Here is a 26,575-nt window from a genome sequence, read left to right on the forward strand (position 1 = left end):
AAAGTGACGAAATAGGGCGAGCGAGACTCGCCCTATTTCGTCACTTTCTTCGTGACGATAATTCGTGACAGAATTCGTGATCGCCCACAAGCGGCTGAGACATTTTTGTGACGATTTTCGTTATAGCTTCGAACCGTCCGGTACAGCTGGGCGAATGCGCGTCGAAATTCATTTCCACTGAAGCGCCGCTCTCAACACGGCGTCCGCAAAGCTGGTCAAGCTCAAACTCCCGTTGTAGCGCGCTGCCCAAGTCGCCGCGCGTACGAGCCGCCTCCGTTCTCCCCGCAGCCAATAATTTCAGGCCGTCATTTTCACTTGGGAATGGGAGACGGACGCAAACCCCCGGTCTCGCTACGGGATCGGAAAACGCCCAGTCATTTCCACTCGCGCTCGGCTAGGGGGGAGTAATGTGATCGCCAGGGAGAGAGCGCGTTGCTCTCGATAGCTGATAACGCCCCGCTTCATTTTCGCCGATCGTCGTACCCGGGCTCGATCTCGGCCGGTGGCTTGATTGCGCAGCTGTAAGTGATCCTAACGTGGTTATTTCCAGCGAAAGCCGCCCGCTGGAAATGATAATGCGATTTCCATTTCCGGCAGAGGCGGCCCCTGCTGCCCGTCGATGGAAATGATGAGCGGACCGTCATTTCCAGGGAAGGCGCATCTGCCAATCGCCTCCCGATGCCTAATCCAAGCCGGTGGCTCGATCGCTCAGCTGTAAATGACCTGAGCGTGATCATTCCCATTGGGTTCCGTCCGCTGGAAGTGAAAAAGCGGGCTTCATTTCCAGCGAAAGGCACCCGTGCTGCTGGCCCTGCAAATGAAGATCGAGGCTTCATTTCCAGCGAAGGCGCAAATGAATGACGCCGGATCATTTACATCTGCGGATGCGTTTGATCGGCTCCAGAACGAGTTTCATTTCCAGCTGAGGGCACGCTCTGGCGGAGCTTGTGGTAGCACCCTGTGTTTCGCCCTGCGATAAGTTCGTAATACGCCTATAAGGGGCTGATGGTGCTTGGCTTTTTGCTGGATCCTCGCCTGCATGCGCAGACAAATTCCGGAGCGAATTAAGCTCAATAGAGGGGGCTCACCAACCTCAGTCTAGTCCAGTGGCAGCAGATCATTTCCACTCGGTCAGCGGCCTCGATCGCCGTCTGGAAGAGTCGTATTTCCCACCCCTGACCGTGGCTCTCCGCGCAGTGACATGCTTGTTTCCTATCTCGGTCGCACGCGAACAGGCACGGCCTTCACCGCCAACTCATGGCTGGGAATGTCAGAAGCGTTCGCGGCGCTCGCTCGGATGGCCCCGGACCCACATCCTGAGGGGCCAGGACGGCCTGAATTTGCCGTGACGGACCATCCCAGGATGACGTCGGTTCTGAACCCTGGATCCCCGATCCAAACTCCAAAAACCGGATGGCTCAATTCCTCAGTTTGTTCGCACCCACCTGGGCGCGCGCAATCTGAGTCTCCCAGAAAGACAACGGATCCGCCTACGGCTCAATTCCCCAGTTTTTGTGCGGCCCCCCGGACTGCACAAAAGCTGATGTTCCTCAAACGGCGCGGATCTGCCCGCGGATTACCCCCCCAATCTTCGCATCCCTCACACGGATGCAAAAGTTTGAGCAGGGTCATTCACACCGCTCCGCCCGCCGGACGAACTTCCCTCGGAGGGTCGGATCAAGCCAAGCTTCGGATCCATCTCGAGGACAACGATGGAAGGCCATGAGCGCGGTCTCACGGGCTCGCGTGATGGAAATGGTTTGCGCTAACTTTTCCCACGGATCTTCTCGAGTTGGCGGGCTTGGAGCGCCAGGCTAGGCCGCTGTGGGCGGCATCGGAACGGTGGCTGGGTACGACAACTCGAACGGATTGCGGCGTGTGCTGCCACGATCGTCGTCAGTCGATGCAACGGGGATGTCTGCAAGGCATGTGCGGCGATCCATGTCTTCGGCGATGATGATGGCTGCGGGGACTTTGATCGCCTGAAACGTGACGATTTTCGTGACGTTGCTCGGCAGCAAAACGAGCCGGAATGACGCTGAAGAAACGACCTCCGCTTAATCTGCGCTGATGCCGAAGTGCCGACCGTTTAAATAATCGCCGCGATGGCACCATCTACATTACTAGGCGGCAGGCAAATGGTGCCTTGAGCAACGATTTATTTTTAATTGTATTAGAAATGATTAGCGCTCGATGAAGCGGTGAAAAGAGGCTTTTAAACAACGGTTGGAAGACTTTCGACGAAAAAACTCACGTTTGGCAGACGCTAAAAATAAAGAACAGCGGCCGCTCGCCGCGCGATGGCCGATGATGGGGCACTAGAACGAAAAAGGGTGTCGGCTATCCGACGCAAATCCCGAGAAGGACGAACCAGGGCGCCGACGCGCCATGGGCGCCACGCTCGCTCCGCTCTACCATCAAGGAACATCATCATGAGTATCATCGTGCCTGTCGGCGCGCACGATTCCGCACGTCCACCATCCTCTGCGGAAGGGCGAGTAGCGCTGCTGCGGATCCTGCCGGATCGGGCGAAGCCGGGTCTTCGGATCCTGCTGTCCGGAGTTGACCCCGGCGCCCCGAGTTGGGGACACGTCTTCCTGCGGTAAGATTGGCTCACATCTCTCGGCTGTCTGCTCGATCTCGCCCCGATCAACAATCGACCGGGTGAGCCCGTCCCGATCCGCATCGAGATCGACAACGATGCCCGGCTCGGGCCACGCCTCATCGTCTCGGCGAGTGACTGGCCGACCCCGGACCAAGCTGCAGCGGACCTGGAACTGCAACAAGAACTCGAACGCCAGGGCCTGTGGCGGCGCGGCGGTATGCCTGGCAAGCTGCGCCAGCTCGTCGCCGTCGTACCCCGGGGCGGGGGGCCGCGCTGGGAGGCACTCGCGCCGGGGCTCAAAACACGCCACCAGAGCCGCATCACCCATCTCACTGAGCGCGAGGTCGATCTCGACGATCCCGACGCGGTCCGCGATACGCTGCGTGATGCTGCGGACTATGTGCACTGGGCCGGCGCAGATGCCGTCCTGATCGTCACCGGCGACCGGCGGATCGGATCACGCACATTCAGCGATCGGCGGGTTGTTGAGGCGGCGTGCGCGATCGGCGCACCGCTTCTGACACTGGCTGGCCCCGTGCCGACGCCGATCGATCGGCTCGCTTGGCGATCGTCGCCAATCCCCGGCGTTGTCGAGTCCGCGATCACGGAGATCCTGCGCGGGGAACTCGAGCGTGCCGACCGTCACCGGCTCGATCGCATCGCTGCGGCCATGGTTCAGGGCCGCCCAGACGATGACGCCACTGCCGACGCGCCATTCTGATCGGTCTTAGCCCGGACGTCCCTGTCCGGGCGGACCTCGGTGCAGTCACCCCATCCCAATGACTTTCTGCAATCAACCCGACTGAGCTCATGCGCATCCATCTCTTCGACACGACCAGAGTTCCGCCAGCCGATCCCCCATCGGACAGACCGACGGACGACACCTCGCCACCACCCGATTCCGCCCCACCGATCCTCGATGTCCGCGAGGTCTGGGCGCGGGCCGGAAGCGCAGTGCGCACCAGCCTGCCGCGCTCCCTGCAACTCACCGCTACTGTCACGTGGATGCAGTTACGCGGCCACAACAGCTGTGAGCTCGAACTCAGTCCGAGCCACGGTGTCTCCAGCAATCTGTCGCTGCGCCTGCGCGCTCACCTCAGTGTGTCAGCCTATGACGCGATCACCGTCAAACTCGGCCGTCCAGTGGATCTGACGCAACTCGTTCACCGCGACATCACGCTGACGTGCACACCGGTCTGGTTGCCCGACGGACGCATGCGCCTCACGGTGACAGACATCGGTCCCAACTGGCGGGTGAGCGCCGTCAAGCTCCAACGCGCCCAGGGGCTGGACGCTCTGGCGCGAGCCGGTCTGCTCGACGCTCAGCGTCGCCTGCCTCAGCCGATCCATCTCGAAAGGATCAGTGTCCTGCATCCCCCTGGCCAAGGCTGGGAAGACGTCGCCGGGACATTGAGCGCCCTCGAAGGAGCCGGCCTCCTGCAGGTCGACAGCCTTCCCTGCCCATTCGACGGACAGGGGGCGGTCGCGCAGGTGGTTGAACGTCTCGATGCAGCCGCTGCGCTGCACCGTGGGCGGGAGGATCGGGGCTTAGTCTTGATGGTGCGCGGTGGCGGAAGCCCGGCCCGAGCCCTCGATGCGAAGGAGGTCGCCGGGGCGATCGGTACCCTCACCGTCCCGGTGGCGGTCGCGGTCGGCCATCGGACCGATGCGCCGACACTGGCCGACCTGACCGCGTGGGCAAGTCTCCCGACGCCGAGCGAGGCACGCCATCTCATCCTGACGTTGTTGGAAGGATCAGCGATGCGCGCCGAGGCGGCCTGGAGGCGCCTCACGGCGTCCCTCGATGATCTCGAGGCAAGACTCCGTCGGACGATGACCGACCGATGCGAGGCTGTCGCGACAGAAGCCGAGGCGTGTCTGGCGGCGGCTGAACGGCGCACTGAAACAGCGTCGTTTGCCCTCGAACGCGGCCTGGAAAGAGCTTTGGCCGCGCTCAAGCCTGCGGGCAATTCGGGCGTCGTGCCCCCGGCACCGATACCAGCGCAACCGATCCCGTCACAGGACGGGCTCGTTCGGCTCACCGACCAAGCCGGTCGACCGGTCGCCGACGCGGCGACGGCATCCGGCCTTCTCACCATCACCTTTGGCGACGGCCGGTCGGTCTCGGTCCGCGTCGAACCACTCGATCCCATCACCATGCACTGACCCTGGAGAATGCGATGACCTCTGAGATTAAAACGACCGAACCGCTGTCATTCTGCGCGGCTCTGGTACGGCTGGACGAACTTGCGCAGGACATGCGTTTAGGAAACCTCGACGAGCGCCTCGCGCGGCTGGCCGAGGATGTCGCTGAAGCGCATCGGCTCAAGCACATCTTGCTCGACCGGGCGGCCGAGGTCCGCGAAGCGATCGCGTCCCTGCGTGGTACCGCTCGGCCGCCGCGTCCGGCCTAGAGATTGTCACGGACTGCAGCGAAGCTTTCGGCCATGCGGAGGAGCAGGACGCCGAGGGCGACGAGCTGCAGTCCGGACAAAGCGGCGGGCAAGCGTTCGTGGTACCGAGCCGACAGCGCCCATTCTTCATCGCTGGCATCAAATGGAGAGGCGCGACGGGATTGCATCCATAAAAACTGGCGCAGGTCCGTCACAGCCTCCAACCTCAATGGCACCACCCTCCCAGCGAAGCGTTTCAAGACTGCGAGAGAGGCAAGGGGCGAGCGTGCTCCTCGATCGCGCGCGGTATGCCTATACGGACAAACCCGAGAAGAAGCTCGGCACTGCAAGAGCCGCACTCCCTCGAGAGGGCATCTCACCCACGCTCACTCTGCGGATTTGTGCGACTTCCTGCTGCGAGCCAACAAGCGTTGCTCGCACTCCGCGAGGTCGAAGCGAACGACATTGCCGATGGCTATGCACGGTCGGATGACGCCGTCGCGGTGATACCAGTTTTTGACCGTCGAGCGCGACACCCCGAAATGAGCGGCGAGGTCGTCGATCGTCACGATTGTTGAGGACGAGTTGGACGCGCTGATGTCACGCTTGACCATATCCGTATCCGCGGGCGCACGTCCACTGCCCGCACGAGCGAGCATCAGACGACAGGGTGCCAGCAGACTACGGGTGGCTGATACGATCCTGCCGGATCGCTCCGTAGAATAGCCTCGGGTCGCAGCTTAGGAATTTATCCGCAATACCGATTTTGTCTCGCACGCTACCAGGCGCCTTTTGCCGAGGCACCTCGAGAAACGGCCACATTGGGCAAGACACCATATTCGCCTCCATCGCGTATCACGACAGATAAGCTCTGTTGCCTTGATCGTGGTTCGTAACAGTAGGATTGAGGGCCGCCATGCCTCCAGTTCGGCGATTCCGCCGTATCACGTTCCCCGTTTGCCTAGCGGTCACGTGACACTGTAGTCACTTCCAATAGATAGAGCTTATGGGAATTCGCTAACCAGTCAAGCTGCTGCCGGGCGAGATCGCATGGCGGGGCCTACCGGACTTCTACGTAGGGTATCAGAGCGGTCGCCGGCCTCTGACCTCGTCCAGCACACTTTGTGGCACGACCTCGCCCTGGATGACGAACGGATTGCGCTTTGGGTCGATGCGACCTGCCAAGTAATCCGCCCAATCCGTCATGAGACGCCGGCGCTTCTCGAGGAGATGGCCGCGGTTGTACGCTCTCACCGTTTCATCGCCCACGAGATGGCCCAGGGCTTTTTCGGCCAGTGCCGCTTCGTGGAAGGTTGCAGAATCCACCCACGTCCGGAACGTGGCACGGAAACCGTGGGTCGTGACGTACACCCCCATGCGCTCACGGCAGTGCTCAAGCGCCGTCAGCGACAGAGGCCTGAGCCTCTGGCTGGGGAACAGCAGCTCATCGTCAGCCTTCGTGATCCTTAGGCCTTCGACCCGGTCGAGGATCTCAATGGCTCGGTCGCACAGTGGAACGATGTGGTCTTCGCTGGTGTGTCGAGCGCCCTTGCGCCCCTTCATTCGCTCTGCAGAGATCGTCCACGTTCGCGCGCTTCGGTTCACCTCGCCCCACGTGGCGGTGACGCCGACGGTGGGGCGTAATGCGGTGAGGATAATCCACTCGAGTACCAGGGCACTCATCGAGTCCGTCGCGCGCATGCGGGTCATGAACGAGGGGATCTCGGCATGATCCATCGCCTTGAAGTGCCCACGGACGAGCTTGGGCTTGGCGGGGAAAACGTTATCCAGATTGTCCCGCCAGGCAGCAGGGTTCTCCCCTGTTCTGAAGCCGCGAGTCTTGGCCATGGACAGGATCGCCTCGATCCGCCCACGGACGCGCTTCGCTGTTTCGGGCAGTTGGTGCCAGATCGGATCAAGAACTGCGATCACCGCATTCGCATCGATGGCATCCACGCGCTGATCCATCAAGGAAGCCGCATGGGTCTTTAGACTCGCGCGCCATTGCGGTGCGCTCTTGCGGCTCTTCCACAGCTCCTCATTACGAGCGATGTGGTCGTCCATCGCTTCACGGAATGTTGGAACCCTAACCGCCTTGGCTGACGCCTCTCGCTGATTGAGCGGATCGAGCCCCTGTCGAAGCTGAGCGCGGACGCTTTCGGCCGAGGTGCGAGCTGCGGCGAGGGAAAGGCCGTGCGGGCCGGCACCGCCCAGCCCGAGTTCACGCTGTCGGCCACCGAAGCGATAGCGCATGACCCATTGGCGCGATCCGCCTGGCCGAACGGAGACATAAAGGTTGCCGCCATCGCTGTGGAGGCCGACCGGCAGGGAGACGATCTGCTTGGCGGTCAGCTTATTGATCGCGGCCATGGCGGGGCTCCAGCGGACTGTGCCCAAGCGATTGCCCACGCACGACGCGTGTCCTTAGCGATCTCGTTGTGACCGCTCGTAACCACGCTGCTGAAGAATATGGTGCTGTGTCAATGGCTTCGACAACGGGCGAAGCCGCGCGTATCCCCACGTGTTAGGGGGGTGGCGGAGACGGAGGGATTCGAACCCTCGATACCCGATTAAGGGTATGCTCATTTAGCAAACGAGTGCCTTCAGCCTCTCGGCCACGTCTCCGGCGCATCGGTCCTAGAAGGTCCCGTCGGGGCGGTCAACCCGATTGCGGTGCATGGCGATACGGCGACGCTCGTAGTGCTTCGCAATCCTCAGGTGGCGGGACATCGCGTAGTTCATCGCCGTCAGGAAGCCGTAGGTGCCGCGGGCGAAGTGTCGGCGGCCGAAATAGGCCTTCAGGAAGTTCCCGGGAAGTTCCACAAAGACCCGCCAGGTCGGAATCACTATTCCCCGCGCCTCGAGATCGTCGGCTTGCTGATCCGAATAGCGGTTGAGCTTGTCCAACTGGTCGCCCAGCGAGCGAACCGAAAAATGGGCAATCTTCGCCTTGAGCTTTCCCGGGGCCACGCCTGGATCGAGATCGACCCGGTCGTGGACGGGGGAGGGGGAGTAGCGGCCCCGGTCCTTGCGGTAGAGCCGCACCGGGGTCAGCGTGTAGGCCAGCGGATGGGGCGTGGCCTCGCCGGGAAAGACCTCCGCGATCCCGATCCGCCATGCAGGGCGGGCCGGTTCGCCGCGGGCGAACAGGGCGCGGATCTCGTCGGCCAGGGCCTGGGGCACCACCTCGTCCGCGTCGAGGTTCAGGAGCCAGACGTGGCGGCACTGGTCCTCGGCGAAGCGCTTCTGCGGGCCGTAGCCCGGCCACGCGTTGTGAATCACGCGGGCGCCGAGGGATTGGGCCAGGGCCTGGGTGCCGTCGGTGGAACCCGAATCGACCACGATCAGATCGTCCGTCAGGTCGCGCACGGCACGGATCGTCGCCGCGATCCTGTCCGCCTCGTTCCGGGCGATGATGAAGATGGAGAGCGGAAGCACGCTGCGTTTCGAAATCATTCGGCCTGACACGGGCTTAGCGGCCTTGCCGGGGGGCGGCAAGGCTTTGCGGCTCAGTCCAGCCAGCCGGGCATCCGGTCCAGGGCGATCAGGGCCTCGACTTCCTGGCGAGGGCGCACGATCGCGGCCTCCGCGCCCCGCACCAGCACTTCGGGCACGAGGGGGCGGGTGTTGTAGGTCCCCGCCTGCACCGCACCGTAGGCGCCCGCGCTCATCACCGCGATGAGGTCCCCGGGGGCGGGTTCCGGCATTTCCCGGCCCTTGGCGAGGTAATCGCCGCTCTCGCAGACGGGGCCGACAACGTCGGCCACGAGGCGGGGCGCCGCGGCATCGGGCTCCGCCACGGGCCTGAGGGCGTGGAAGGCGTCGTAGAGGGTCGGGCGAATCAGGTCGTTCATCGCCGCGTCGACGATGACGAAGGTCCGGCCCTCGCCCTGCTTCACGTAGAGGACCTTGGTGACGAGGATCCCGGCATTGCCCGCGATCATCCGCCCGATCTCGAAGACCGGCCTGAGTCCCAGGGAAGCGTAGTGCGGGCGCAGGGTCGCGGCGAGCGCGGCAGGGTCCGGCGGGGGGGCGTTGTCGTCCCGGTAGGGGATGCCGAGGCCGCCGCCGAAATCGATATGGCGCAGGCCGTGCCCGTCCGCCATCAGGTCGCGGGCGAGGGCGGCGAGCCGGGCCGCCGCATCCGAGAAGGGCGCCAGATCCGTGATCTGGCTGCCGATGTGCATGTCGATCCCGTGGACGCTGAGCCCCGGCAGGGCGGCCGCGGCCGCGTAGACCTCCCGGGCGCGGGTGATCGGGATGCCGAACTTGTTCTCGTAGGTCCCCGTGGAGATCTTGGCGTGGGTGAGCGCGTCGACGTCGGGGTTCACCCGGATGGAGACCGGCGCGCGCAGGCCGAGGGTTTCGGCCACCTCGGAGAGGGCGCGCAGCTCCGGCTCGCTCTCGACGTTGAAGCAGAGGATACCGGCCTTGAGGGCGGCGGCCATCTCCTCGCGGGTCTTGCCCACGCCGGAGAACACGATCTTCTCCGGCGCGATCCCCGCCGCCAGGGCGCGGGCCAACTCGCCGCCCGAAACGATGTCCATCCCGGCGCCGAGCCGCCCGAGGGTCGCCAGCACCGACTGATTCGAGTTCGCCTTCATCGCGAAGCACACCAGTGCGTCGTCCGCCGCGAAGGCTTCCGCGAAGACGCGGTAATGCCGCTCCAGGGTCGCCGTGCTGTAGCAATAGAACGGCGTGCCGACCTCCGAGGCCAGCCGCGCGAGATCGACCTCCTCCGCGTGGAGGCGGCCGCTGCGGTAGTGGAAGTGGTGCATCGCGCCTGTTGCCGTCGCTAAGGGATCTGGCTCGGACCCCGTGCCGCCCTGCGCGGGGGCCGATCCTCGGAGCCGATGGGCTGGGTGAAGCTGTGGCCGGGGGCCGGCCGCGCCCCGGCGGCGCGCAGCTTAAAGCAGCGGATCGAGAATGAAAGGCTCCTTCGGGATCCGGTATCCGCGCTTGGCGCCCTTGGTGGTCTGCACCGGCGCCTCCGTTCCCGAGGGCGGGATGGCGCCGGCGGCGAGTTCGTCCCCGGCCCGCACGGCCTCGGCCTCCGGCTCGGCCTGGCCGCCGCCGAGGCCGATGCTGCCGGGCAGGATGCGCGCCGTCTTCGGCGCGGAAGCGTTGGGCCCGGCGGGGGCTGCGGGGGCCGCGGCCTGGGGCGGCTCGAGCGCACCCCTCCGGCCGCAGCCGCCGAGCGCGAGCGCCGCGAGGCTGGTCACGGCGAGGATCGTCAGGGCGGGTCGGGGCAGCATCACGCGCGGGTCCGGCGATCCCGGACGGGCACCGCGCCCGCCGGGTGCGCCAATCTTAGCCGTTCGGACGGCGCGGGGCGAGCGCATGTCCGCAACAGGCGGGCACCCCCGGCGGAAAGGCGTGGCGCCGCGCCTCAGCCGCGCTTGTCGCGCGCGCCCTTCGGGTTCGCCTGCTCCTGCTGCGCCTCGTAGGCGTTGATCGCCCGGCGGCAATTCTCGGAGAGCGCCTTCCAGTTCTTCTGCATGCAGGCGTCCGTCGCCGGATCGTCGGGCGAGAGGTTGCCGCAATAGGAGAGGTAATCGCCGGTGCAGTACTTCTTGAGCGTCTCGTTGCCCCGCTTGGTCTGCTGCGCCGCCGCCGGGAGGGTCAGGGCGAACACCGCGACCGCGGCGGTGACGATGGACTTCATGCGCATGGGAACGCTTTCCGTGTATGTGGCCTAAAATCGTACGGGGCTGCGATGATGCCTCCGCGTGGTCGAAACATGGCGACCGCGCGGAATCACGCTCGCATCCCGGTGGCTTCCCGCTGGGGCCGTGCCGCCTGCGGAGATTCTCATACCCGTTCGGGCTGTGGCTCCGTCGCGAGCGTCCCGGCCCGCGGGAGCCGCGCCTTCCCGATCATGGCGTCGGCGACCTCGTCGATCCGCCGCCGCAATTCGGCATTCTCGCGCTCCACCCCCGCCTCGCGCGGCGGCATGGCGGACAGGGCCTGCTCGGCCGCGTCCAGGCTGGCGCGCAGGGCGTCGCGTTCGGACACGAGGGAAGCAGCCCGCGTCGCTTCCGTGCCGGAGACGCGGCGCAGGGCAAGGAGGCTGTCGAGGAGGTCGGCATGGGCCGCCTCCAGGGCGTGGAGCGTGGCGAGGCTGGCCGTACCCTCGTTCCTCGACTCCGCCAGGGAGGTCTCCAGGCTGCCGTTCGTCCGGCGCACCTCGGCGAGCTGCGCGTCCCGCGCCTCCAGGTCGCGGGTGAGGGCGACGGCCTTCATCGTGCCCGCGCCGATCGCCGCCATGTCCGCCGCCCGCTTGGCCTTCACCGCCTCGACCTCCCGTTCCATCCGCCGCTCGCGCACGGCGAACTGGGCGCGCAGGAAATCCCGTTCGGCGGCGATCTCGCCGGCGGACAGGGGCAGGCGCGCCTCGGCGCGGCGGCGGGCGAGCCGCCCGGCGCGCGCGTTCACCGCCGGCAGCACCAGGAGGCCGAGCAGGCTCGCGACCAGGAAACCCAGCGCGAAGATCATCGCCGTTTCGATCACGAAGTGCTGTCCGCGTCCCCGGCCGGGCGGCCCGGCAATGGTGTGGTCATGATACCTTCTAGCGCAACTTTTCGCTGAATTGGAGGCGAAGGTTGAACTTCGCCCCCGCGTTTCAAGGGGGCGCCGGCGGCCGGGGCGGTCGCTCAGAAGGGGTTCCAGGTCGCGCTCGGGGTGAACTTGAGGTAGCCGACATTCACGCCCAGGCGGGCGCCGACGCCGCTGCGGATCGGGACCACGACGATGCCGCCGTCGGTGAGGGCGGTCATCCCGAAGCCGCCCACGAAGTAGGCCGAGCCGTCGACGCCGCCGAAGCGCCGGTACAGGGCGCGGGTCGAGGGCAGGTTGTAGACCAGCATCATGGTCCGCGCCCCGTCGCCGCCCACGTCGAAGCCGAGGGACGGGCCCTGCCAGTACACCCTCTGGTTGCCGGAGTTGCGGGTGTAGAGTGTGCCCTCGCCGTAGCGCAGCCCCGCGACGAAGGCGCCTGATCCCTCCTGGCCGAGGATGTAGCCGTTCGGCTCGCCCCAGCGGCGTCCCGCCTCCTCGACCGTAAGGGCGAGACCGCGCGAGACGGTGCCGAAGAAGCGGTGGCCGGACTCCACCAGTTCCTCCGGCCGGAACGTCTCCGGCCGGGCATTGGCCGGGATCGGGTCCGCCCGCAGGCCCGTCGCCACCGTGAGGCAGGGACCGGACACCGCGAGGCCGAGGCCGCCGCGCAGGATCCGGCGCAGGGTCTGGCGACGGTGCGGATCGGGAAGGAAAGATGCGCTCATATGCGTCCTCCGCCGTATGGCGTTGCCCGCCTCGCGAACGGGTCGCCCCGTTCCGGCTGTGGTCACCGCCGCCTCCTGCCCTTGCCCCCGTTCACCGGATGTGCGGCAAGGGCGGGGCGGGGTCGGAAGCCGGTGGTGGGTGTCGGGATGCCGACACGGGCCTCCCGCCGGACCGCGAGTGGGACCAGCATCGGGGGACTTTCGCAAGATGCGGTTAACGGGAGGTGACCGCCGGTCGGCACGCTGGGCGGCTTGGTGCGGCGCCTGGATCGTCCTGCTCCTCGGCCTCGCCGCCGGGGTGGGACGCGGCGCGGCCGAACCGGTCGGGACGAGGGTCACGCTGCTCGCGCTCCGGGGCTACGACCCGGTCAGCTACTTCCTGCCCGACGGGCCACGGCCGGGCTCGGCCCGGTTCGAGACGGTCTGGGCGGCCCAGGCGTGGCGTTTCGCCTCCGAGGCGAACCGCGCCGCGTTCCGGCGCGACCCGGAGGTCTACGCGCCGCGCCTCGGCGGCTTCGATGCGGCCGGCATCCTCGACCGGCGCTTGGTGGATTCCGCGCCCGACCTGTTCGCGATCATCGGCGAGCGTCTCTATCTCTTCCGGAACGAAGAGCGGCGGGCGCGCTTCCTCGCGCAGCCGGACCTCGCGTCCACCGCCGAGACGATCTGGCCGGAGCTGCGGGTGCTGCTCGACGACCCGCCGCCCGTTCCCGCTTCCCCCGCTGCGAAGCCGCCGGAAAGCCGGGCCGTGCCCCTCAGTGAGACGCCGGGCGAGGAGGCAGGGCGCAGCCCGCCGGAGGAATGAGGGTGACGATGGAGGCCACCGCCGGGTCGGCCACCGCCGCGAAGGGCCCGTTGCGGTAATTCTCCGCGGCTCGCCCGTAGCGGATCGTCTGGCCGCCGGACGCGACGACGCAGCCGCCCGCGGCGGTGACGATGGCATCGCCCGCGGCCGTGTCCCATTCCATGGTGGGGCCGCAGCGGAGGTAGATGTCGGCCTCGCCGGAGGCGATGAGCCCGAACTTGAGGGCCGAGCCGGCCTTGCGCACCTCCATGATCGGCAGCGCGGCGAGGCACGCCTCCGTGGCGAGGTCGCCGTGGCGGCGGCTCCCCAGGGCGAGCAGCCCCGCCTCGGGCGCGCGCCGCGTGCGCACCCTCCGGCCGGGGCCGGGCCGGTCCGCGATGATCGGCGCCTCGGAGGCGGTGCGCGCGGAGAGCCACACCCGGTCGAGGGCCGGCGCCGCCAGGGCCGCCGCCACGGGGCGGCCATTCGCCACGAGGGCGATGTTGACCGTGAAGTCCGACGTACCGGCCAGGAAGTCCCTGGTCCCGTCGAGGGGATCCACGAGGAAGAACATGTCGCCGAGGGCTTGGTCCCGGAGGCTTTCCTCGGCGACGACGGGGATGCCGGGATAGCGGGCGGCCAGGGCTTCGAGGATCAGGGCCTCGGCCTGGATGTCGGCCGTGCTGGAGGGTGAGCCGTCGAGCTTGAGCGTATGGGGACAGTCGCCCCCGTGCCAGCGCTTGAGGACCGCGCCGGCCGCGCAGGCGATTCCGGCGAGCGCTTCCGCGATTCGCCCGGTCTCGCCGTCCGTCATCGGTGCCGCCGCCCGCATGGCCTTGCGCCCCTTCCCTCGGTCATAGTTGCCCGAGCGGGCGAAGGATGTCGATTCGGCCCGCACGACACAGAACGCGCGAAGACCTCGTTCGGTCGGGTTAACGCTTTGCAAAGACTCCGCGCGCGTCTATCCGTGCGCGCTGGCCGAACCGGCCGTCCGGCCCCCGGCCCGGGCGATCGCAGCCGTTCAGCCGCCGCGAACCGCTCCGGAGTGCCCGATGCCCACCCTCACCCTCGACGGTCTCGACCTCGCCGCCCTGCTGTGCTCCCGCGTCTGCCACGACGTGATCAGCCCGGTCGGCGCGATCGTGAACGGCCTTGAGGTGCTGGAGGACGATCAGGACGAATCGATGCGCGAATTCGCGCTGGAGCTGATCGGCAAGAGCGCCCGGCAAGCCTCGGCCCGGCTCAAGTTCGCCCGTATCGCCTTCGGCGCGGCGGGTTCGGCGGGGTCCTCGATCGACCTCGCGGATGCCGAGAACGTCGCCAAGGGCATGTTCTCCGACGAGAAGACCAAGCTCGAATGGCGCGCCCCCCAGGCGCTGTTCCCGAAGAACAAGGTGAAGCTGCTGCTAAACCTTGTCATGATCTCCACCTCGTCGATCCCCCGCGGCGGCCTCATCGACGTGACCGTCACCGGCGACGGCGACGCGCCGACCTTCGTCCTGAAGGCCAAGGGCTCCCACGCCCGCATCCCTCCGCACGTGGTGGAACTGCTCGCGGGCGAGCCGGAGAGCGGCACGGTCGATGCCCACGGCATCCTACCCTACTATGCCGGGCTCGTCGCCCGCGCCGCCTCCATGGGGGTGCGCTTCGCCATCGAAGGCGACGAAGTCACTATTACTGCTGAGCCGTCGGTTATAGAAAATCCGCCCGAGCTCGATGAAGGGAATTCTGGCACCGCGCTGGCTTGATTGAGCCAAATTAGTTTCGCCCGCCGAGGCCCCTGAAACTCTTCGATAACTGGACATCGCCATGATTGTCGCCGCGAGCCCTTTCGCGCGTGACGAGTATCGGCGATGGACGACCTGCTTCGTGAGTTTCTGACCGAGAGTGCCGAGCATCTCGACACGGTCGATTCGGAGCTCGTGCGGTTCGAGCAGGACCCGAACAACGAGACGATCCTGCGGAACATCTTCCGCCTGGTGCACACCATCAAGGGCACCTGCGGCTTCCTCGGCCTGCCCCGCCTGGAGGCGCTGGCCCACGCCGCCGAGACGCTGATGGGGCGCTTCCGCGACGGAATGCCGGCCACGTCGGCGAGCGTCACCCTGATCCTCGCGACCCTCGACCGCCTGAAGGCGATCCTCGGTGACCTCGAAGCCTCGGGCAGCGAGCCGGCGGGCGAGGACGTCGACCTGATCTCCGCCCTGGAGCGAATGTCCGAAGGCGGTGCGGCGCCGGAGCCGGCCAAGCCGGTTATGCCCGAGCCCGAGATCGTCCTGCCGGAGCCGGTCGTCCGCGAACTGAAGCCCGGCGAGGTCTCCCTTGAGGACCTTGAGGCCGCCTTCCTGGCTGCCCCGGGTCCCGACGAGGCCGACTTCGCCGCTCCCGCCCCGCCGCCGCCCGCGCCCGCCGTGGCTGCCGCGCCTGCCAAGGTCGAGCCTGCCAAGGTCGAGCCTGCCAAGGTCGAGCACGCGAAGTCGGAGGCGCCCGCCGCCGAATCCGAGGGCGGTCCCTCCAAGGTGCAGACGATCCGCGTGAACGTCGATACCCTCGAACACCTGATGACGATGGTCTCGGAACTGGTGCTCACCCGCAACCAGCTCCTGGAGATCGCCCGGCGGCACGAGGATTCCGCCTACAAGGTCCCGCTCCAGCGCCTCTCGCACGTGACCGCCGAGTTGCAGGAAGGCGTCATGAAGACGCGGATGCAGCCCATCGGCAACGCGTGGCAGAAGCTGCCCCGCGTGGTGCGCGACCTCTCGGCCGAACTCGGCAAGCAGATCGAGCTGGTCATGCAGGGCGCCGAGACCGAACTCGACCGGCAGGTGCTGGAGGTCATCAAGGACCCCCTGACCCACATGGTCCGCAATTCGGCCGACCACGGCCTCGAATCGACTGCCCAGCGCGTGGCGGCCGGAAAGCCGGCGCGGGGCACGATCCGCCTTTCGGCCTTCCACGAGGGCGGCACGATCACCATCGAGATCTCGGACGACGGCAAGGGCCTCGACCTCGCCGCCATTCGCCGCAAGGCGGTGGAGCGCAACCTTGCCGCCGCCGCCGACATCGACAGGATGACCGACGCGCAGGTCGCGAAGTTCATCTTCCACGCGGGCTTCTCGACGGCGGCGGCCGTCACCTCGGTCTCCGGCCGGGGCGTCGGCATGGACGTGGTGAAGACCAACATCGAGACCATCGGCGGCGTCATCGACATCGCGACCCAGGCGGGCAAGGGCACCGTCTTCACGATCAAGATCCCGCTGACGCTCGCCATCGTCGCCGCGCTCATCGTCCGGGCCGGCGAGCAGCGCTTCGCCCTGCCGCAGGTGGCGGTGCTGGAACTGGTGCGGGTCGGCGCCGGGGCGCAGGCGGTGGAGCACATCAACGGCTCGCCGGTGCTGCGCCTGCGGGAGCGGCTCCTGCCGATCGTCTCCCTCACCGGCCTGCTCGGCGCGGAGACCGCCGTCGAGGCCACGGGCTTCGTGGTGGTGGCCCAGGTCGGCCGCCAGCGCTTCGGCATCCTCGTCGACGAGGTCTTCCATACGGAGGAGATCGTCGTGAAGCCGATGTCGGCGAAGCTGCGGCACATCCCGCTGTTCGCCGGCAACACCATCCTGGGCGACGGAGCCGTGGTGCTGATCGTCGATCCCAACGGTGTCGCCAACCAAGTGGCGGCGGGCGTCCAGTCGGCCGCCGGTCAGGCCGAGGCGGAGGCCGCCGAGGCCGAGGCCACGGAGGCGACGACGACGCTCCTCGTGTTCAAGGGCGGCCACGGCGGCTTCAAGGCGGTTCCGCTCTCCCTCGTGACGCGCCTCGAGGAGATCGACAGCGAGAAGGTCGAACACCTGGGCGGGCGTCCGCTGATCCAGTACCGGGGCCGCCTGATGCCCCTCGTCCCGGCCGACGACGGCATCGTCATCCGCTCCGAGGGCAAGCAGGCCCTGGTGGTGTTCTCCGACGGCGAGCGCGCCATGGGCCTCGTCGTGGACGAGATCGTCGACATCGTGGAGGAGCGCCTGGACATCGAGATCGCGGCCGACCGCTCGGACCTGATCGGCTCGGCGGTGCTGCGGGGCCGGGCGACCGACATCATCAACATCGCCCACTTCCTGCCCATGGCGTACGACGACTGGGCGCGGGGCCCGCGCAAGGCGCGCAAGGCCGCCGCGACGCTCCTGCTGGTGGACGACTCCGCCTTCTTCCGGGACATGCTGAGCCCGGTCCTGAAGGCGGCGGGGTTCCAGGTCGTCACAGCCGTCGGCGCCGACGAGGCCCTCGCCCTCCTGCAGGCCGATCAGCGCATCGGCGTGGTGGTGACGGATCTGGAGATGCCCGGCCGCAGCGGCTTCGATCTCGTGGCCGCGATGCGCGCCTCCGGCGGCGCGCTTGCCGGGATGCCCGTGATCGGCCTGTCGGGCGCGATCGGGGCCGATGCCCTCGCCCGGGCGCGGTCCCTCGCGATCACCGATCTCGTGGCCAAGTTCGACCGGAGCGGCCTCGTCGCCGCCCTGGGCGAGATCGAGGCGTCCGCCGAGGACGCCCTTGCCGAAGCTGCCTGACGCAGCCGCCCCACCAACGACCCGTCCCGACCGTTTCGCAGAGTGCGTGAGATGAAGGCAGCCAACGCCAACGGCGCCGAGACCGGCCCGACCGAGGACTTCGTCACCGTCCATGTCGACGGAGTCCTGTTCGGCCTCGCGATCGAGCGTGTCCACGACGTGTTCGTCCCCTCCGGCGTCACCCCGGTGCCGCTGGCGCCGCCGGAGATCGTCGGCCTCCTCAACCTGCGCGGGCGCGTGGTGACGGCGCTCTGCCTGCGCCGCCGCCTCGGCATGGCCCCGGCCGCGGGCGGCCGCGACGAGGCCGCCGGTCCCAATGACCGGGGCATGGCGATCGGCCTGGAACAGGGCGGCGAAACCTTCGCCCTCATCGTCGATGGCGTCGGCGAGGTGCTGAAGCTCGGCGGCGACACGCGAGAGAACGCGCCGATCAACCTCGATGCGCGCTGGCGCGACCTGACGGTCTGCGTCCACCGCCTCGAATCGCGCCTCCTCGTCATCCTCGACGTGGACGCCCTGCTGAACTTCGGCGCCCGCGGCGCCGAGGCGGCCTGAGGAGCGATGCGATGAGCCAGCGTGACACGACCTGCCTCGTGGTCGACGACTCCGCCGTGATCCGCAAGGTCGCGCGCCGGATCATCGAGGAGATCGGCTTCCTCGTGAGCGAGGCGGAGGACGGGGCGAACGCCCTGGAAGTCTGCGCGGAGGCGATGCCGGACGTGATCCTGCTCGATTGGAACATGCCGAACAAGGACGGCTACGCCTTCCTTCAGGAGTTGCGGCGGACCGAAGCCGGCCTCAAGCCGAAGGTGATCTTCTGCACCACCGAGAACGATGTCGGCGCGATCGCGCGCGCCCTCCGGGCCGGCGCCGACGAATACATCATGAAGCCCTTCGACCGGGACATCCTGACCGCCAAGCTTGAGCAGGTCGGAGTCTCCGCGCGGCTCGACGCCTGATCGGGCAGAACCACAAAGCGTTGCGCATCGTCCGCGGAATCAGCGGCGGGGACGGCGGGGCTTCACCCCGCCCGGGCGAGGGAGAGGAACAGGGTATGTCTTCCGGTTCTGCTGTGCCGTCACCGCGCCCGATCGCCCCGAGTCCGGGCGGCGCGGCGGCCCCCCCGGTCAAGGTGCTGATCGCCGACGATTCCGCCGTGGTCCGTGGGCTCGTCGCCCGCTGGATCACTGAGGCCGGGTTCCAGCTCGTGGGCACCGCCTCGAACGGCAAGATCGCCGTGGAGATGCTGATTCGGCACGATCCGGATGTGGTGCTCCTCGACATCGACATGCCGGAACTCGACGGCACCGAGGCGCTGCCGAAGATGCTCGCCGCCAGCCCGGCGCTCCAGGTCGTCATGATGTCGACGCTGACGACGCGCAACGCCGACATCTCCCTGAAATGCCTCGCCCTCGGCGCGGTCGACTACATCGCCAAGCCCGAGAGCAACCGGGGCGTCACCACCTCCGACGCCTTCCGCACCGACCTGATCGAGCGCGTGCGCGTCTTCGGCGCGGCCCGCGTCCGCCGCCGTCCGGCACCCCTCTCCCCCGCCCCCAGCCCCGCGCCCGCCGCCTCGCCCGCCGCTCCTGCGGCGCAAAAGCCCGCCGCGCCGGCGATCCGCCTGCGCCCCCGCGCCCGGAGCGGGATCGTGCCGCGGGTCCTGCTGATCGGCTCATCGACCGGCGGTCCCAAGGCCGTGAACGAGACGCTGGCGGGCATCGGCGCCGCGGCGCTGCGCCGGGTGCCGACGCTCATCGTGCAGCACATGCCGCCGGTCTTCACCGCGGTCTTCGCCGAGCACATCTCCGCCAAGGTCGGCCTGCCGGCGGCCGAAGGCAAGATGGACGAGCGCCTGGAGCCGGGCCGGATCTACGTCGCGCCCGGCGGCCGCCACATGGGCCTCGCGCAGGCCGCCGGCGGCCCCGTCATCAAGCTCAACGACGGGCCCCAGGTGAATTTCTGCCGCCCGGCCGTGGACGTGCTGTTCAAGGACGCGGCCGCAATCTTCGGCGCGGCCACGGCCTCGGTGATCCTCACCGGCATGGGATCCGACGGCACCAACGGCGCCCGCGCCCTGGTGGAGGCGGGCGGGCCGGTCCTCGCGCAGGACGAGGCCAGCAGCACCGTCTGGGGCATGCCGGGCAGCGTCGCCCGGGCCGGGCTCGCCGAGGCCATCCTCCCCCTGTCCGAGATCGGGCCGGCATTGCGGGCTCTGATCACGGGGCAGGCGGCATGACCGACCTCGATTTCGAGTACCTGCGCGGCTACATCAAGCAGCGGTCCGGCCTCGCCCTCACGGCCGAGAAGCGCTACCTCGTGGAAAGCCGCCTCTCGCCGCTCTGCCGCCGCTTCGGCGCCGCCAGCCTGCACGACCTGATCGGCAAGCTGAAGACGCCCCACGACAAGGTCCTCGAACGGACCGTGGTGGAGGCGATGACGACGAACGAGACGTTCTTCTTCCGCGACCGTCTGCCCTTCGACCTGTTCCGCGATACGATCCTGCCGGAGGCGCTCGCCCGGAACGCCGGCCGCCGCAAGCTGCGGATCTGGTGTGCCGCCGCCTCGACGGGGCAGGAGCCCTATTCCATCGCGATGCTGTTGCAGGAGGCCGGCGCCCGGCTCTCCGGCTGGCAGGTCGATATCCTGGCGACCGACATCTCCCTCGACGTGCTGGAGAAGGCGAGGCTCGGCATCTACAGCCAGTTCGAGGTCCAGCGCGGCCTGCCGGTGCAGTGGCTCCTGAAGCACTTCACCCAGACGGGCGACCAGTGGCAGATCTCCCCGTCCCTGCGGGCGATGGTGGAATACCGGCCGTTCAACCTGCTCCACGGCTTCGAGGCGCTCGGCCAGTTCGACGTGATCTTCTGCCGGAACGTCCTGATCTACTTCGACGCGCCGACGAAGTCCGACATCCTGACCCGCTTCGGCACGAGTCTCGCCCCGGGCGGCGCGCTGCTCCTGGGGGCCGCCGAGACGGTGATCGGCCTCACCGACAAGCTCATCCCCGACGCGAAGCACCGGGGCGTTTACGGCCATGCTCCGGCCCGGCCGCCGGCGCTGCGGGCGGCGGTGGGTTAACGGCGCCGGCGCCCCGGCACCTCGCGCCCGTCAGGTCCGCGAGGGGAGGGCGTCGAGCAGGCGGTTGCCGATCTCGGAGAAGTCCGCGTTCTCGCCCCGCTGGCCGGGGGGCGGGGCGTAGATCCGCAGGATCTTCGGCATCACCTTGAAGTGGGCCGGGGTGTGGGTGGTCAACTCGCCGTCGGTGTTCACCGGGCGGGGCTTGCGGGTGGTCAGCCTGATCTCCCGCGTCTTGAAGGCCCGGACATCCGCCGCCTTGCCGTGCGTGCCCCGGCGCAGGGCCGGGAGCAGGGCGATGAGCCGCCACCAGTGGGCGATCTCCAGGCTGTAGAAATCGAGGTTGCCGTCATCGACGGAGGCGGTCTGCTCCACCGTCATGCCGCCGCCGTAGTGGCGGCCGTTGCCCACGGAGACCTGGATCGTCACCACCTTCTCCGTCCTGCCGTCGTGCTCGATGGTGACGCCGAAGGGGCGGACCTTGCGCAGCACCCGGAAGGCGGCCACCGCGTAGCCGAACACGCCGAAGCGCTTCTTGGCCTCCGAGGTCAGTTCGCCCGCGAGTTCCGCCGAGAAGCCGATGCTCGCCACGTTGAAGTAGTAGTGTCCGTTCACCCAGCCGAGATCGACCGGCTGCGCCTCGGCCGTCGGAATGAAGCGCGCGGCGGCCAGGGGATCGAGGGGCAGGCCCAGCGACCGGGCGAGGTCGTTGGCGGTGCCGAGCGGCAGGATGGCCAGCGGCAACCCGGTCTCCACCAGGGCGGGCGCGGCGGCATTCATGGTGCCGTCCCCGCCGCCGAGGATCACGAAATCCACCTCGCCCGCCAGGGCGCGGATCGCGGCGCAGGCATCTGCGCCCTTCGGCGGATCGACGGGCGTGACCCCGCCCTCCCGCAGGGCTTGTCGAATGGCGTCGAGGGGGACGTTGCCGTTGCGCGCCTTTGCGTTGCAGACGAGCAGGGCACGCCGGGTCTCAGCGGTCATCGCGGGGCCAAGGGGTTATCGAGGATGGGGTGAGCGAAGAAAGGCTGTCGCGGAAGGCGATGGCTTGCGAGGGCCGGGGGGATGGAACGGCATCCCCAACAGGCTTCGACGTTGTGTGTCTGGCCGGACAATCGCTGCCCCCCGTCCCACCCCCTCATCTTGAGGTGCGGCGAAGCCGCCTTGAAGGCGGGCTCCAGAAGGCCCTGCGATCCCTGGAGCCCTCCTTCGAGGTCTCCGCTGCGCCTTGGCACCTCAGGATGAGGGCGCGGTGGGAGAGAGCGCTGACATTCCGGCCAGACACTGAGGTCGATCTCCGGCATTCACCCGCATGTCCGCGTTTCGAAGGGAAGGCTGCCGGGACACCCGGCGGGGCGACCCTGTGACATTCCTGCACTTGGGCATCAGACGTTCGAACTCAACCCCATCATCCCCGATATTCGCAGCTGGTGCCGGCCCTCCGCACCTGCGATGCCTAGGGGAGAACGGAACCCATCCCGCCTCCGGTTGCGTTTTCACCCATCCCGCCCACCCTTTCGCCGCGGTCCGAACGGTCCCATGCGCGTTCCTCCCTCCCTTCGCCCCATCGCCACGGCCGTCGGCCTGCTGCTGCCGCTGGCGAGCCTGCCCGCCCAGGCCGATCCCCGCTCCTGGGTCGATCCGCCCGCCAAGGGGGCTGCCGACAAGTCCGCCGCCGCCGACAAGGCCGGCACGGCGGACCGGGGCGGGGCCAAGGTCACCGCCAAGGATTCAGTCAAGGACACGAAGGATACCGCGAAGGCCGGAACCGCCGTCGCGGAGGACAAGGTCGGTTCCAAGGGCATGGCCAAGGGGTCCGCTGCGCAGAACTCGTCGACCGGATCCCGCCTCGCGGAGACGCCCCGGCGCCAGCGCGCCGAGCGGATCGCGCGACATCGCGCCCCGGCGCCGCGGCGCTTGGCGGATACGCCCGCCGCGAATGGGATCCCGACCGGCTATGCCCCGGCGGGCCGGGTCGAGGCGGCGCAGGCGCTCGCGCTGGAGTACCTGTCGGTGGTCTCTTCGTCGGGCGAGGCGATGGTCGGCGCGACGCCGCGCTTCTACGGAACCCGCGTGCGGTTCTACGGGCGGCCCGCCACCCAGGCGGACCTTCTGGACGAGAAGCGCGACTTCGTCCGCCGCTGGCCGGAGCGCCGCTACGCCGCCCGCGCCTTCAACACCCGCTGTACGGCGGACGGATCGACCTGCGTGGTCCGCGCCATCGTCGATTTCCGGGCCGCCAGCCCCGAGCGTGGCGTCGTCTCGAAGGGCGCCTCTGAGCTCGTCCTGGAGGTGAGCTTCTCCGGCCAGCGACCGGTGATCGTCGCCGAGAGCGGGCGCGTGCTGCACCGGGGTGCCGACCGGGCCGAAGGGCCGGGTGCCGGACGGGGCTGAGGCCGCCAAGAGAACCGGGTGTGCCGCGACACAGGATTGCGGTCACGCCGGATTGCCACGCCATCGCGAACGGCACTAAACCCGCCGCGGTGGCGAGAGAGGCCAGGATAGGACGGATGACGTCTTCCACAGGGGTGGCGGAACAGGAGGCCCGGCCGGCGCATCCGCAGCTGGAGAGTCCGGACCGGGCGGCGCTCCTGGCCACGCTCCGCACCGAGATCGCCAAGGCCCGCCCTTACCCGGTGGCCGAGCGCACGCTCACCCTCATCGCGCAGGCGGCCCTCGAGCCCCAGGCCGCGCCGCCGGGCTACCGTGTGATCGACCGCGACGGCGCCCCCCGCCGTCACGCGGCGGCCGAGGGCGAGGAGGCCCGCCCCTTCACCCTCGCGGACCTGCTCGACGAGTTGCGTGCCCAGCACCCCGGCCTGTTCCAGCCTCCGGAACCCGTGAAGCCGGCCGATCCCGTGCCTGAGCCCCGCGACGCCTCGCGCTCCGTCAACGCGGCCGAGATGCGGGCCGCCACTGCGCGCTTCCTCGGCACCCAGTCCGAGCGGGCTCGCACGCTGGCCGAGCAATCCTCAGTCCAGGGCCGCGCCCTCGCGCAATCGGCGGCGGGCGCCTTCGCCTCGCTGAAGCAGCGCATGAACAAGGAGCCGTCCACCGAGGCCGGGTCCGCCGAGGCCGTGCCGCCCGCCGCCGCACCTCCGGCCGGTGAGCCCGCCGGACGCTTCGCCGGCTCCGTGAACGGGGCGGACGACCTCGATCGCAGCGGGGGCGGCCGCCGCCGGATGATGCTGTGGGGCGGCGGGGCGGCGGCCGCCGCCGCGGCGCTCGTGGCGGTGCTGGCGAGCCAGTCGCCCCCGTCCGAGACGCCGTCGCCCACGCCGGCCCCGTCAGCGCCGTCCGCGACTCCTCCGGCGGCGAAGCCCACCGCGAAGGCGCCGCCCGCCGAGCCCTCCGCCGTCGCCCGCGCGCCCTCCGTGCCCGACAACGTGACGCCGCCCCCGGAGGGCGACGGCCGCGGCGACTCCGATGGCGACGCGCCGCCCCCGGCGGCGAACGCCGTGACCGGGACGGTGCAGGTCATCGACACGGCGACCCTCAAGCTCAACGGTAAGCTCGTCCACCTGTTCGGCGTCGAGTGGGTCCGCGGCGGGCAGGCGGAGGAGCTCACGCGCTACATCGCGGGACGGCCCGTGACCTGCCAGCCCGCTCCGGGCAGCGAGAGCATGAACTGCTCCATCGACGGCCGGGACCTGTCGGAGGTGATCCTCTACAACGGCGGCGGCCGCGCCTCGCCGGAGGCGAGCCCGGAACTCGTCGCCGCCGAGGATCACGCCCGTAGCGAACGCCTCGGCGTGTGGAAGCGCTGACCGCTTGATCCGCCCGGTCCCGGCGCCAGATGGCGCGGGATCGAGGTGGGATGGCGATGCGGGACGAGCTCTTCGGACGGACCGCCGACGGCGACGAGGTCAGGCGCCACACCCTGGCGCGTGGCGCGTTCCGCGTCCGGGTCATCGAGTTCGGTGCGGTGATCACGTCCATCGAGACGCCCGACCGGCAAGGTCGCTCAGCGAACGTCGTCCTCGGCCTCCCCGACCTGAGGGGCTACGAGACCGTCAGCCCGAGCTTCGGCGCCGTGGTCGGGCGGTTCGCCAACCGGATCGCGGGCGGGCGCTTCACCCTCGACGGCACGGAGTACCGGCTCCCCACCAACGACCGGGGCAGCACGCTCCACGGCGGGCCGGGCAATTTCGGCCTGCGCCTGTGGCAGGCCCGCGAGGCCGACGAGACGGGCCTGACCCTTGTCCGCCGCTCTCCGAACGGCGAGGAGGGCTTTCCCGGCAACCTCGACGTGGAGGTTCGCTACGGCATCCCCGAGGAGGGCGTCCTGCGCCTGACCATGCGCGCCTTCACGGACCGTCCGACACCCGTGAATCTCACCAACCACAGCTACTTCAACCTCGCGGGCGAGGGCAGCGGCGACGTGCTCGGCCACCGTCTGCGCCTGGAGGCCGACGCTTTCCTGCCGACCGACCCCGCGCAACTGCCCACGGGGGAGATCCGCCCGGTGGCCGGCACGCCCTTCGACTTCCGCACCGAGCGGCCGATCGGGGAGGGGATTCGGACGGGCGACCCGCAGATCGTCGCGGGCAAGGGCTACGACCACGCCTTCGTGCTGCGCGGCGCGGAGGAGGGGCGCCTGCGCTTCGCGGCCGCCTGCCACGAGCCCGTCGGCGGCCGCCGCCTCGAAGTCTGGACGACCCAGCCCTCGCTCCAGCTCTACACCGGCAACACCCTCGACGGGACCCTCGTCGGCCCCTCGGGCCGGACCTATCGGGCGGGGGATGCCGTCTGCTTCGAGACCCAGGGGTACCCGGACGCGCCGAACCATCCGAACTTTCCGTCCGCGATCCTGCGGCCCGGACAGGTCTTCGAGGCGGTGACGGAGTTCCGGTTCTCGAACCCTTAGGGTCGCGTCGCCCCGTCATTGCGGAGGCCAGCGACGCCATTCAGGGACACGCCAGGGTGGGACACGGTCCGCTGCCCCGAATACCTCCAGCCGCGCTCGCAACGACGGCGGGCCGCCCTCAGACCGCGTCGCCCGCCAGGGCCGCGAGGCCCTCCCGGTAGGTGGGATAGGCCAGGGTCACGCCCAGTTCCTCGCGGATCAGGCGGTTCCGCACCCGCTTGTTCTCCCCATAGAAGCTGCGAGCCATCGGGGAGAGGTCGGCGGTCTCGAAATCGACCTCGGGCGGCGGCGGCAGGTTGGCCAGGGCCGCGGCGTGCTCGATCACCGTCTGCGGCGGGGTCGGCTCGTCGTCGGTGACGTTGTAGATCGCCCCCGGCCGCGGACGGTCGAGGGAGGCAAGCAGCGTCGTGGCGATGTCGTCCACATGGATGCGGTTGAAGACCTGCCCCTTCTTCACGATCCGCTGCGAGCGTCCCTCGCGCACTTTCACAATGGGATTGCGCCCCGGTCCGTAGATGCCCGACAGGCGGAAGACCTGCACGGCCTTGCCGGAGCGGGCGCCGAGCGCGCACCACGCCTCTTCGGCGCGGACCCGCACGGTCGAGCGCTCGCTGCGCGGTGCGGCCGGCGTCGTCTCGTCGATCCAGGCACCGCCCTGGTCGCCGTAGACGCCGATGGTGGAGAGGTAGCCGATCCAGCCGATCCGGCTCGCAGCGATGGCGTCGGCGTAACGGGGCAGCACCGGGTCGCCCGCGGCGCCGGGCGGCGCGGAGACGAGAAGCGCGTCGCTGTCGGCGAGGTCGGCAGCGATGCTCGCGTCGTCCGCGTCGGGCCCGAAGGCGCGCATCGTAAAGCCGGTCTCGGCCGCGACCCGTGCCGCGGCCGCGGGCTCCGTCACCGTTCCGACGATGGTGGAGAAACGCCCCCGCGCCCGTTCGGCGAAGCGGCGGCCCGTGAAGCCGAGCCCGAAGACGAAGAGTTTCATGCCCCGGATGTCCGGGAGGCGGAG

Annotated in this window: 24 protein-coding genes and 1 tRNA gene; 13 read left to right on the top strand and 12 right to left on the bottom strand. The window is 68.7% G+C overall.

All coding sequences use genetic code 11. The features are described from left to right. Nucleotides 1-2,822 precede the first annotated feature (2,822 nt). From MFF06_RS06860 to MFF06_RS06870, 3 genes are all read left to right on the top strand, one after another. Complete coding sequence (locus MFF06_RS06860) at nt 2,823-3,326, top strand: hypothetical protein (RefSeq protein ID WP_238202341.1); 504 nt, start codon at nt 2,823-2,825, stop codon at nt 3,324-3,326. 89 nt (nt 3,327-3,415) lie between these two features. Next, a complete protein-coding gene (locus MFF06_RS06865; protein WP_238202344.1) occupies nt 3,416-4,771 on the top strand; it encodes an exodeoxyribonuclease VII large subunit in 1,356 nt (451 codons plus the stop codon). Between the two features lie 14 nt (nt 4,772-4,785). After that, nucleotides 4,786-5,019 carry a hypothetical protein gene (locus tag MFF06_RS06870; protein WP_238202346.1) on the top strand — a complete coding sequence of 78 codons (234 nt, stop codon included), beginning with the start codon at nt 4,786-4,788 and terminating at the stop codon, nt 5,017-5,019. A gap of 365 nt (nt 5,020-5,384) precedes the next feature. Here MFF06_RS06870 and MFF06_RS06875 read toward each other — a convergent pair whose 3' ends face one another. From MFF06_RS06875 to MFF06_RS06915, 9 genes are all read right to left on the bottom strand, one after another. After that, nucleotides 5,385-5,612 carry a helix-turn-helix transcriptional regulator gene (locus MFF06_RS06875; RefSeq protein ID WP_238202348.1) on the bottom strand — a complete coding sequence of 76 codons (228 nt, stop codon included), beginning with the start codon at nt 5,610-5,612 and terminating at the stop codon, nt 5,385-5,387. A 469-nt stretch (nt 5,613-6,081) separates the two neighbouring features. After that, nucleotides 6,082-7,368 (bottom strand): tyrosine-type recombinase/integrase, encoded by a 1,287-nt coding sequence (locus MFF06_RS06880; RefSeq protein ID WP_238202350.1) that lies wholly within the window; start codon nt 7,366-7,368, stop codon nt 6,082-6,084. Nucleotides 7,369-7,531: 163 nt separating this feature from the next. Then, a tRNA-Ser gene (locus MFF06_RS06885) sits at nt 7,532-7,623 on the bottom strand. A 12-nt stretch (nt 7,624-7,635) separates the two neighbouring features. Beyond that, nucleotides 7,636-8,454: a glycosyltransferase family 2 protein gene (locus tag MFF06_RS06890; protein ID WP_370876694.1), complete on the bottom strand. Its 819-nt coding sequence runs from the start codon at nt 8,452-8,454 to the stop codon at nt 7,636-7,638. Between the two features lie 53 nt (nt 8,455-8,507). After that, nucleotides 8,508-9,776, bottom strand: a complete 1,269-nt coding sequence (gene lysA / locus MFF06_RS06895) for a diaminopimelate decarboxylase (protein ID WP_238202353.1) — start codon at nt 9,774-9,776, stop codon at nt 8,508-8,510. 129 nt (nt 9,777-9,905) lie between these two features. Next, complete coding sequence (gene lptM / locus MFF06_RS06900; protein ID WP_238202355.1) at nt 9,906-10,253, bottom strand: LPS translocon maturation chaperone LptM; 348 nt, start codon at nt 10,251-10,253, stop codon at nt 9,906-9,908. Nucleotides 10,254-10,387: 134 nt separating this feature from the next. After that, nucleotides 10,388-10,669 carry a 3',5'-cyclic-nucleotide phosphodiesterase gene (locus MFF06_RS06905; RefSeq protein ID WP_238202357.1) on the bottom strand — a complete coding sequence of 94 codons (282 nt, stop codon included), beginning with the start codon at nt 10,667-10,669 and terminating at the stop codon, nt 10,388-10,390. A gap of 140 nt (nt 10,670-10,809) precedes the next feature. Further along, nucleotides 10,810-11,508, bottom strand: a complete 699-nt coding sequence (locus tag MFF06_RS06910) for a hypothetical protein (protein WP_238202359.1) — start codon at nt 11,506-11,508, stop codon at nt 10,810-10,812. A 143-nt stretch (nt 11,509-11,651) separates the two neighbouring features. Next, entirely contained in the window at nt 11,652-12,281 is a 630-nt protein-coding gene (locus MFF06_RS06915) for a DUF1134 domain-containing protein (RefSeq protein ID WP_238202360.1), read from the bottom strand. A gap of 208 nt (nt 12,282-12,489) precedes the next feature. Between MFF06_RS06915 and MFF06_RS06920 the strand changes: the two genes are divergently transcribed. Then, on the top strand, nt 12,490-13,086 hold the full coding sequence (locus MFF06_RS06920; protein WP_238202363.1) for a YHS domain-containing (seleno)protein: 597 nt from the start codon (nt 12,490-12,492) through the stop codon (nt 13,084-13,086). On the opposite strand, the gene MFF06_RS06925 is transcribed toward MFF06_RS06920, so the two are convergent. Continuing rightward, complete coding sequence (locus tag MFF06_RS06925; protein WP_238202364.1) at nt 13,037-13,879, bottom strand: 3'(2'),5'-bisphosphate nucleotidase CysQ family protein; 843 nt, start codon at nt 13,877-13,879, stop codon at nt 13,037-13,039. The genes MFF06_RS06920 and MFF06_RS06925 overlap by 50 nt on opposite strands. Nucleotides 13,880-14,117: 238 nt before the next feature. Here MFF06_RS06925 and chpT point away from each other — a divergent pair, with 238 nt between their 5' ends. The 6 genes from chpT (at nt 14,118) to MFF06_RS06955 (ending at nt 20,702) form a co-directional block, all read left to right on the top strand. Further along, complete coding sequence (gene chpT / locus MFF06_RS06930; RefSeq protein ID WP_238202366.1) at nt 14,118-14,813, top strand: histidine phosphotransferase ChpT; 696 nt, start codon at nt 14,118-14,120, stop codon at nt 14,811-14,813. A gap of 105 nt (nt 14,814-14,918) precedes the next feature. Next, nucleotides 14,919-17,621: a hybrid sensor histidine kinase/response regulator gene (locus MFF06_RS06935; protein ID WP_238202367.1), complete on the top strand. Its 2,703-nt coding sequence runs from the start codon at nt 14,919-14,921 to the stop codon at nt 17,619-17,621. Nucleotides 17,622-17,672: 51 nt separating this feature from the next. After that, on the top strand, nt 17,673-18,176 hold the full coding sequence (locus tag MFF06_RS06940; protein WP_238202368.1) for a chemotaxis protein CheW: 504 nt from the start codon (nt 17,673-17,675) through the stop codon (nt 18,174-18,176). An 11-nt stretch (nt 18,177-18,187) separates the two neighbouring features. Continuing rightward, a complete protein-coding gene (locus MFF06_RS06945) occupies nt 18,188-18,580 on the top strand; it encodes a response regulator (protein WP_238202369.1) in 393 nt (130 codons plus the stop codon). Between the two features lie 95 nt (nt 18,581-18,675). Continuing rightward, on the top strand, nt 18,676-19,860 hold the full coding sequence (cheB, locus tag MFF06_RS06950; RefSeq protein ID WP_238202370.1) for a chemotaxis-specific protein-glutamate methyltransferase CheB: 1,185 nt from the start codon (nt 18,676-18,678) through the stop codon (nt 19,858-19,860). Then, nucleotides 19,857-20,702, top strand: a complete 846-nt coding sequence (locus MFF06_RS06955) for a CheR family methyltransferase (protein WP_238202371.1) — start codon at nt 19,857-19,859, stop codon at nt 20,700-20,702. The genes cheB and MFF06_RS06955 overlap by 4 nt, the downstream gene beginning before the upstream one ends. 30 nt (nt 20,703-20,732) lie before the next feature. On the opposite strand, the gene MFF06_RS06960 is transcribed toward MFF06_RS06955, so the two are convergent. Next, complete coding sequence (locus MFF06_RS06960) at nt 20,733-21,683, bottom strand: lipid kinase (RefSeq protein WP_238202372.1); 951 nt, start codon at nt 21,681-21,683, stop codon at nt 20,733-20,735. Between the two features lie 555 nt (nt 21,684-22,238). On the opposite strand from MFF06_RS06960, the gene MFF06_RS06965 reads away from it, so the two are divergent. The 3 genes from MFF06_RS06965 (at nt 22,239) to MFF06_RS06975 (ending at nt 25,566) form a co-directional block, all read left to right on the top strand. Next, nucleotides 22,239-23,093: a hypothetical protein gene (locus MFF06_RS06965; RefSeq protein ID WP_238202375.1), complete on the top strand. Its 855-nt coding sequence runs from the start codon at nt 22,239-22,241 to the stop codon at nt 23,091-23,093. Nucleotides 23,094-23,209: 116 nt separating this feature from the next. Beyond that, nucleotides 23,210-24,466 carry a thermonuclease family protein gene (locus tag MFF06_RS06970; RefSeq protein WP_238202377.1) on the top strand — a complete coding sequence of 419 codons (1,257 nt, stop codon included), beginning with the start codon at nt 23,210-23,212 and terminating at the stop codon, nt 24,464-24,466. Nucleotides 24,467-24,522: 56 nt separating this feature from the next. Beyond that, nucleotides 24,523-25,566: an aldose epimerase family protein gene (locus tag MFF06_RS06975; RefSeq protein ID WP_238202379.1), complete on the top strand. Its 1,044-nt coding sequence runs from the start codon at nt 24,523-24,525 to the stop codon at nt 25,564-25,566. A 118-nt stretch (nt 25,567-25,684) separates the two neighbouring features. Here MFF06_RS06975 and MFF06_RS06980 read toward each other — a convergent pair whose 3' ends face one another. Beyond that, nucleotides 25,685-26,551 (bottom strand): SDR family oxidoreductase, encoded by an 867-nt coding sequence (locus MFF06_RS06980; RefSeq protein ID WP_238202381.1) that lies wholly within the window; start codon nt 26,549-26,551, stop codon nt 25,685-25,687. Nucleotides 26,552-26,575 lie beyond the last annotated feature (24 nt).

Source organism: Methylobacterium aerolatum (assembly GCF_022179085.1).
Lineage (GTDB): Bacteria > Pseudomonadota > Alphaproteobacteria > Rhizobiales > Beijerinckiaceae > Methylobacterium > Methylobacterium aerolatum.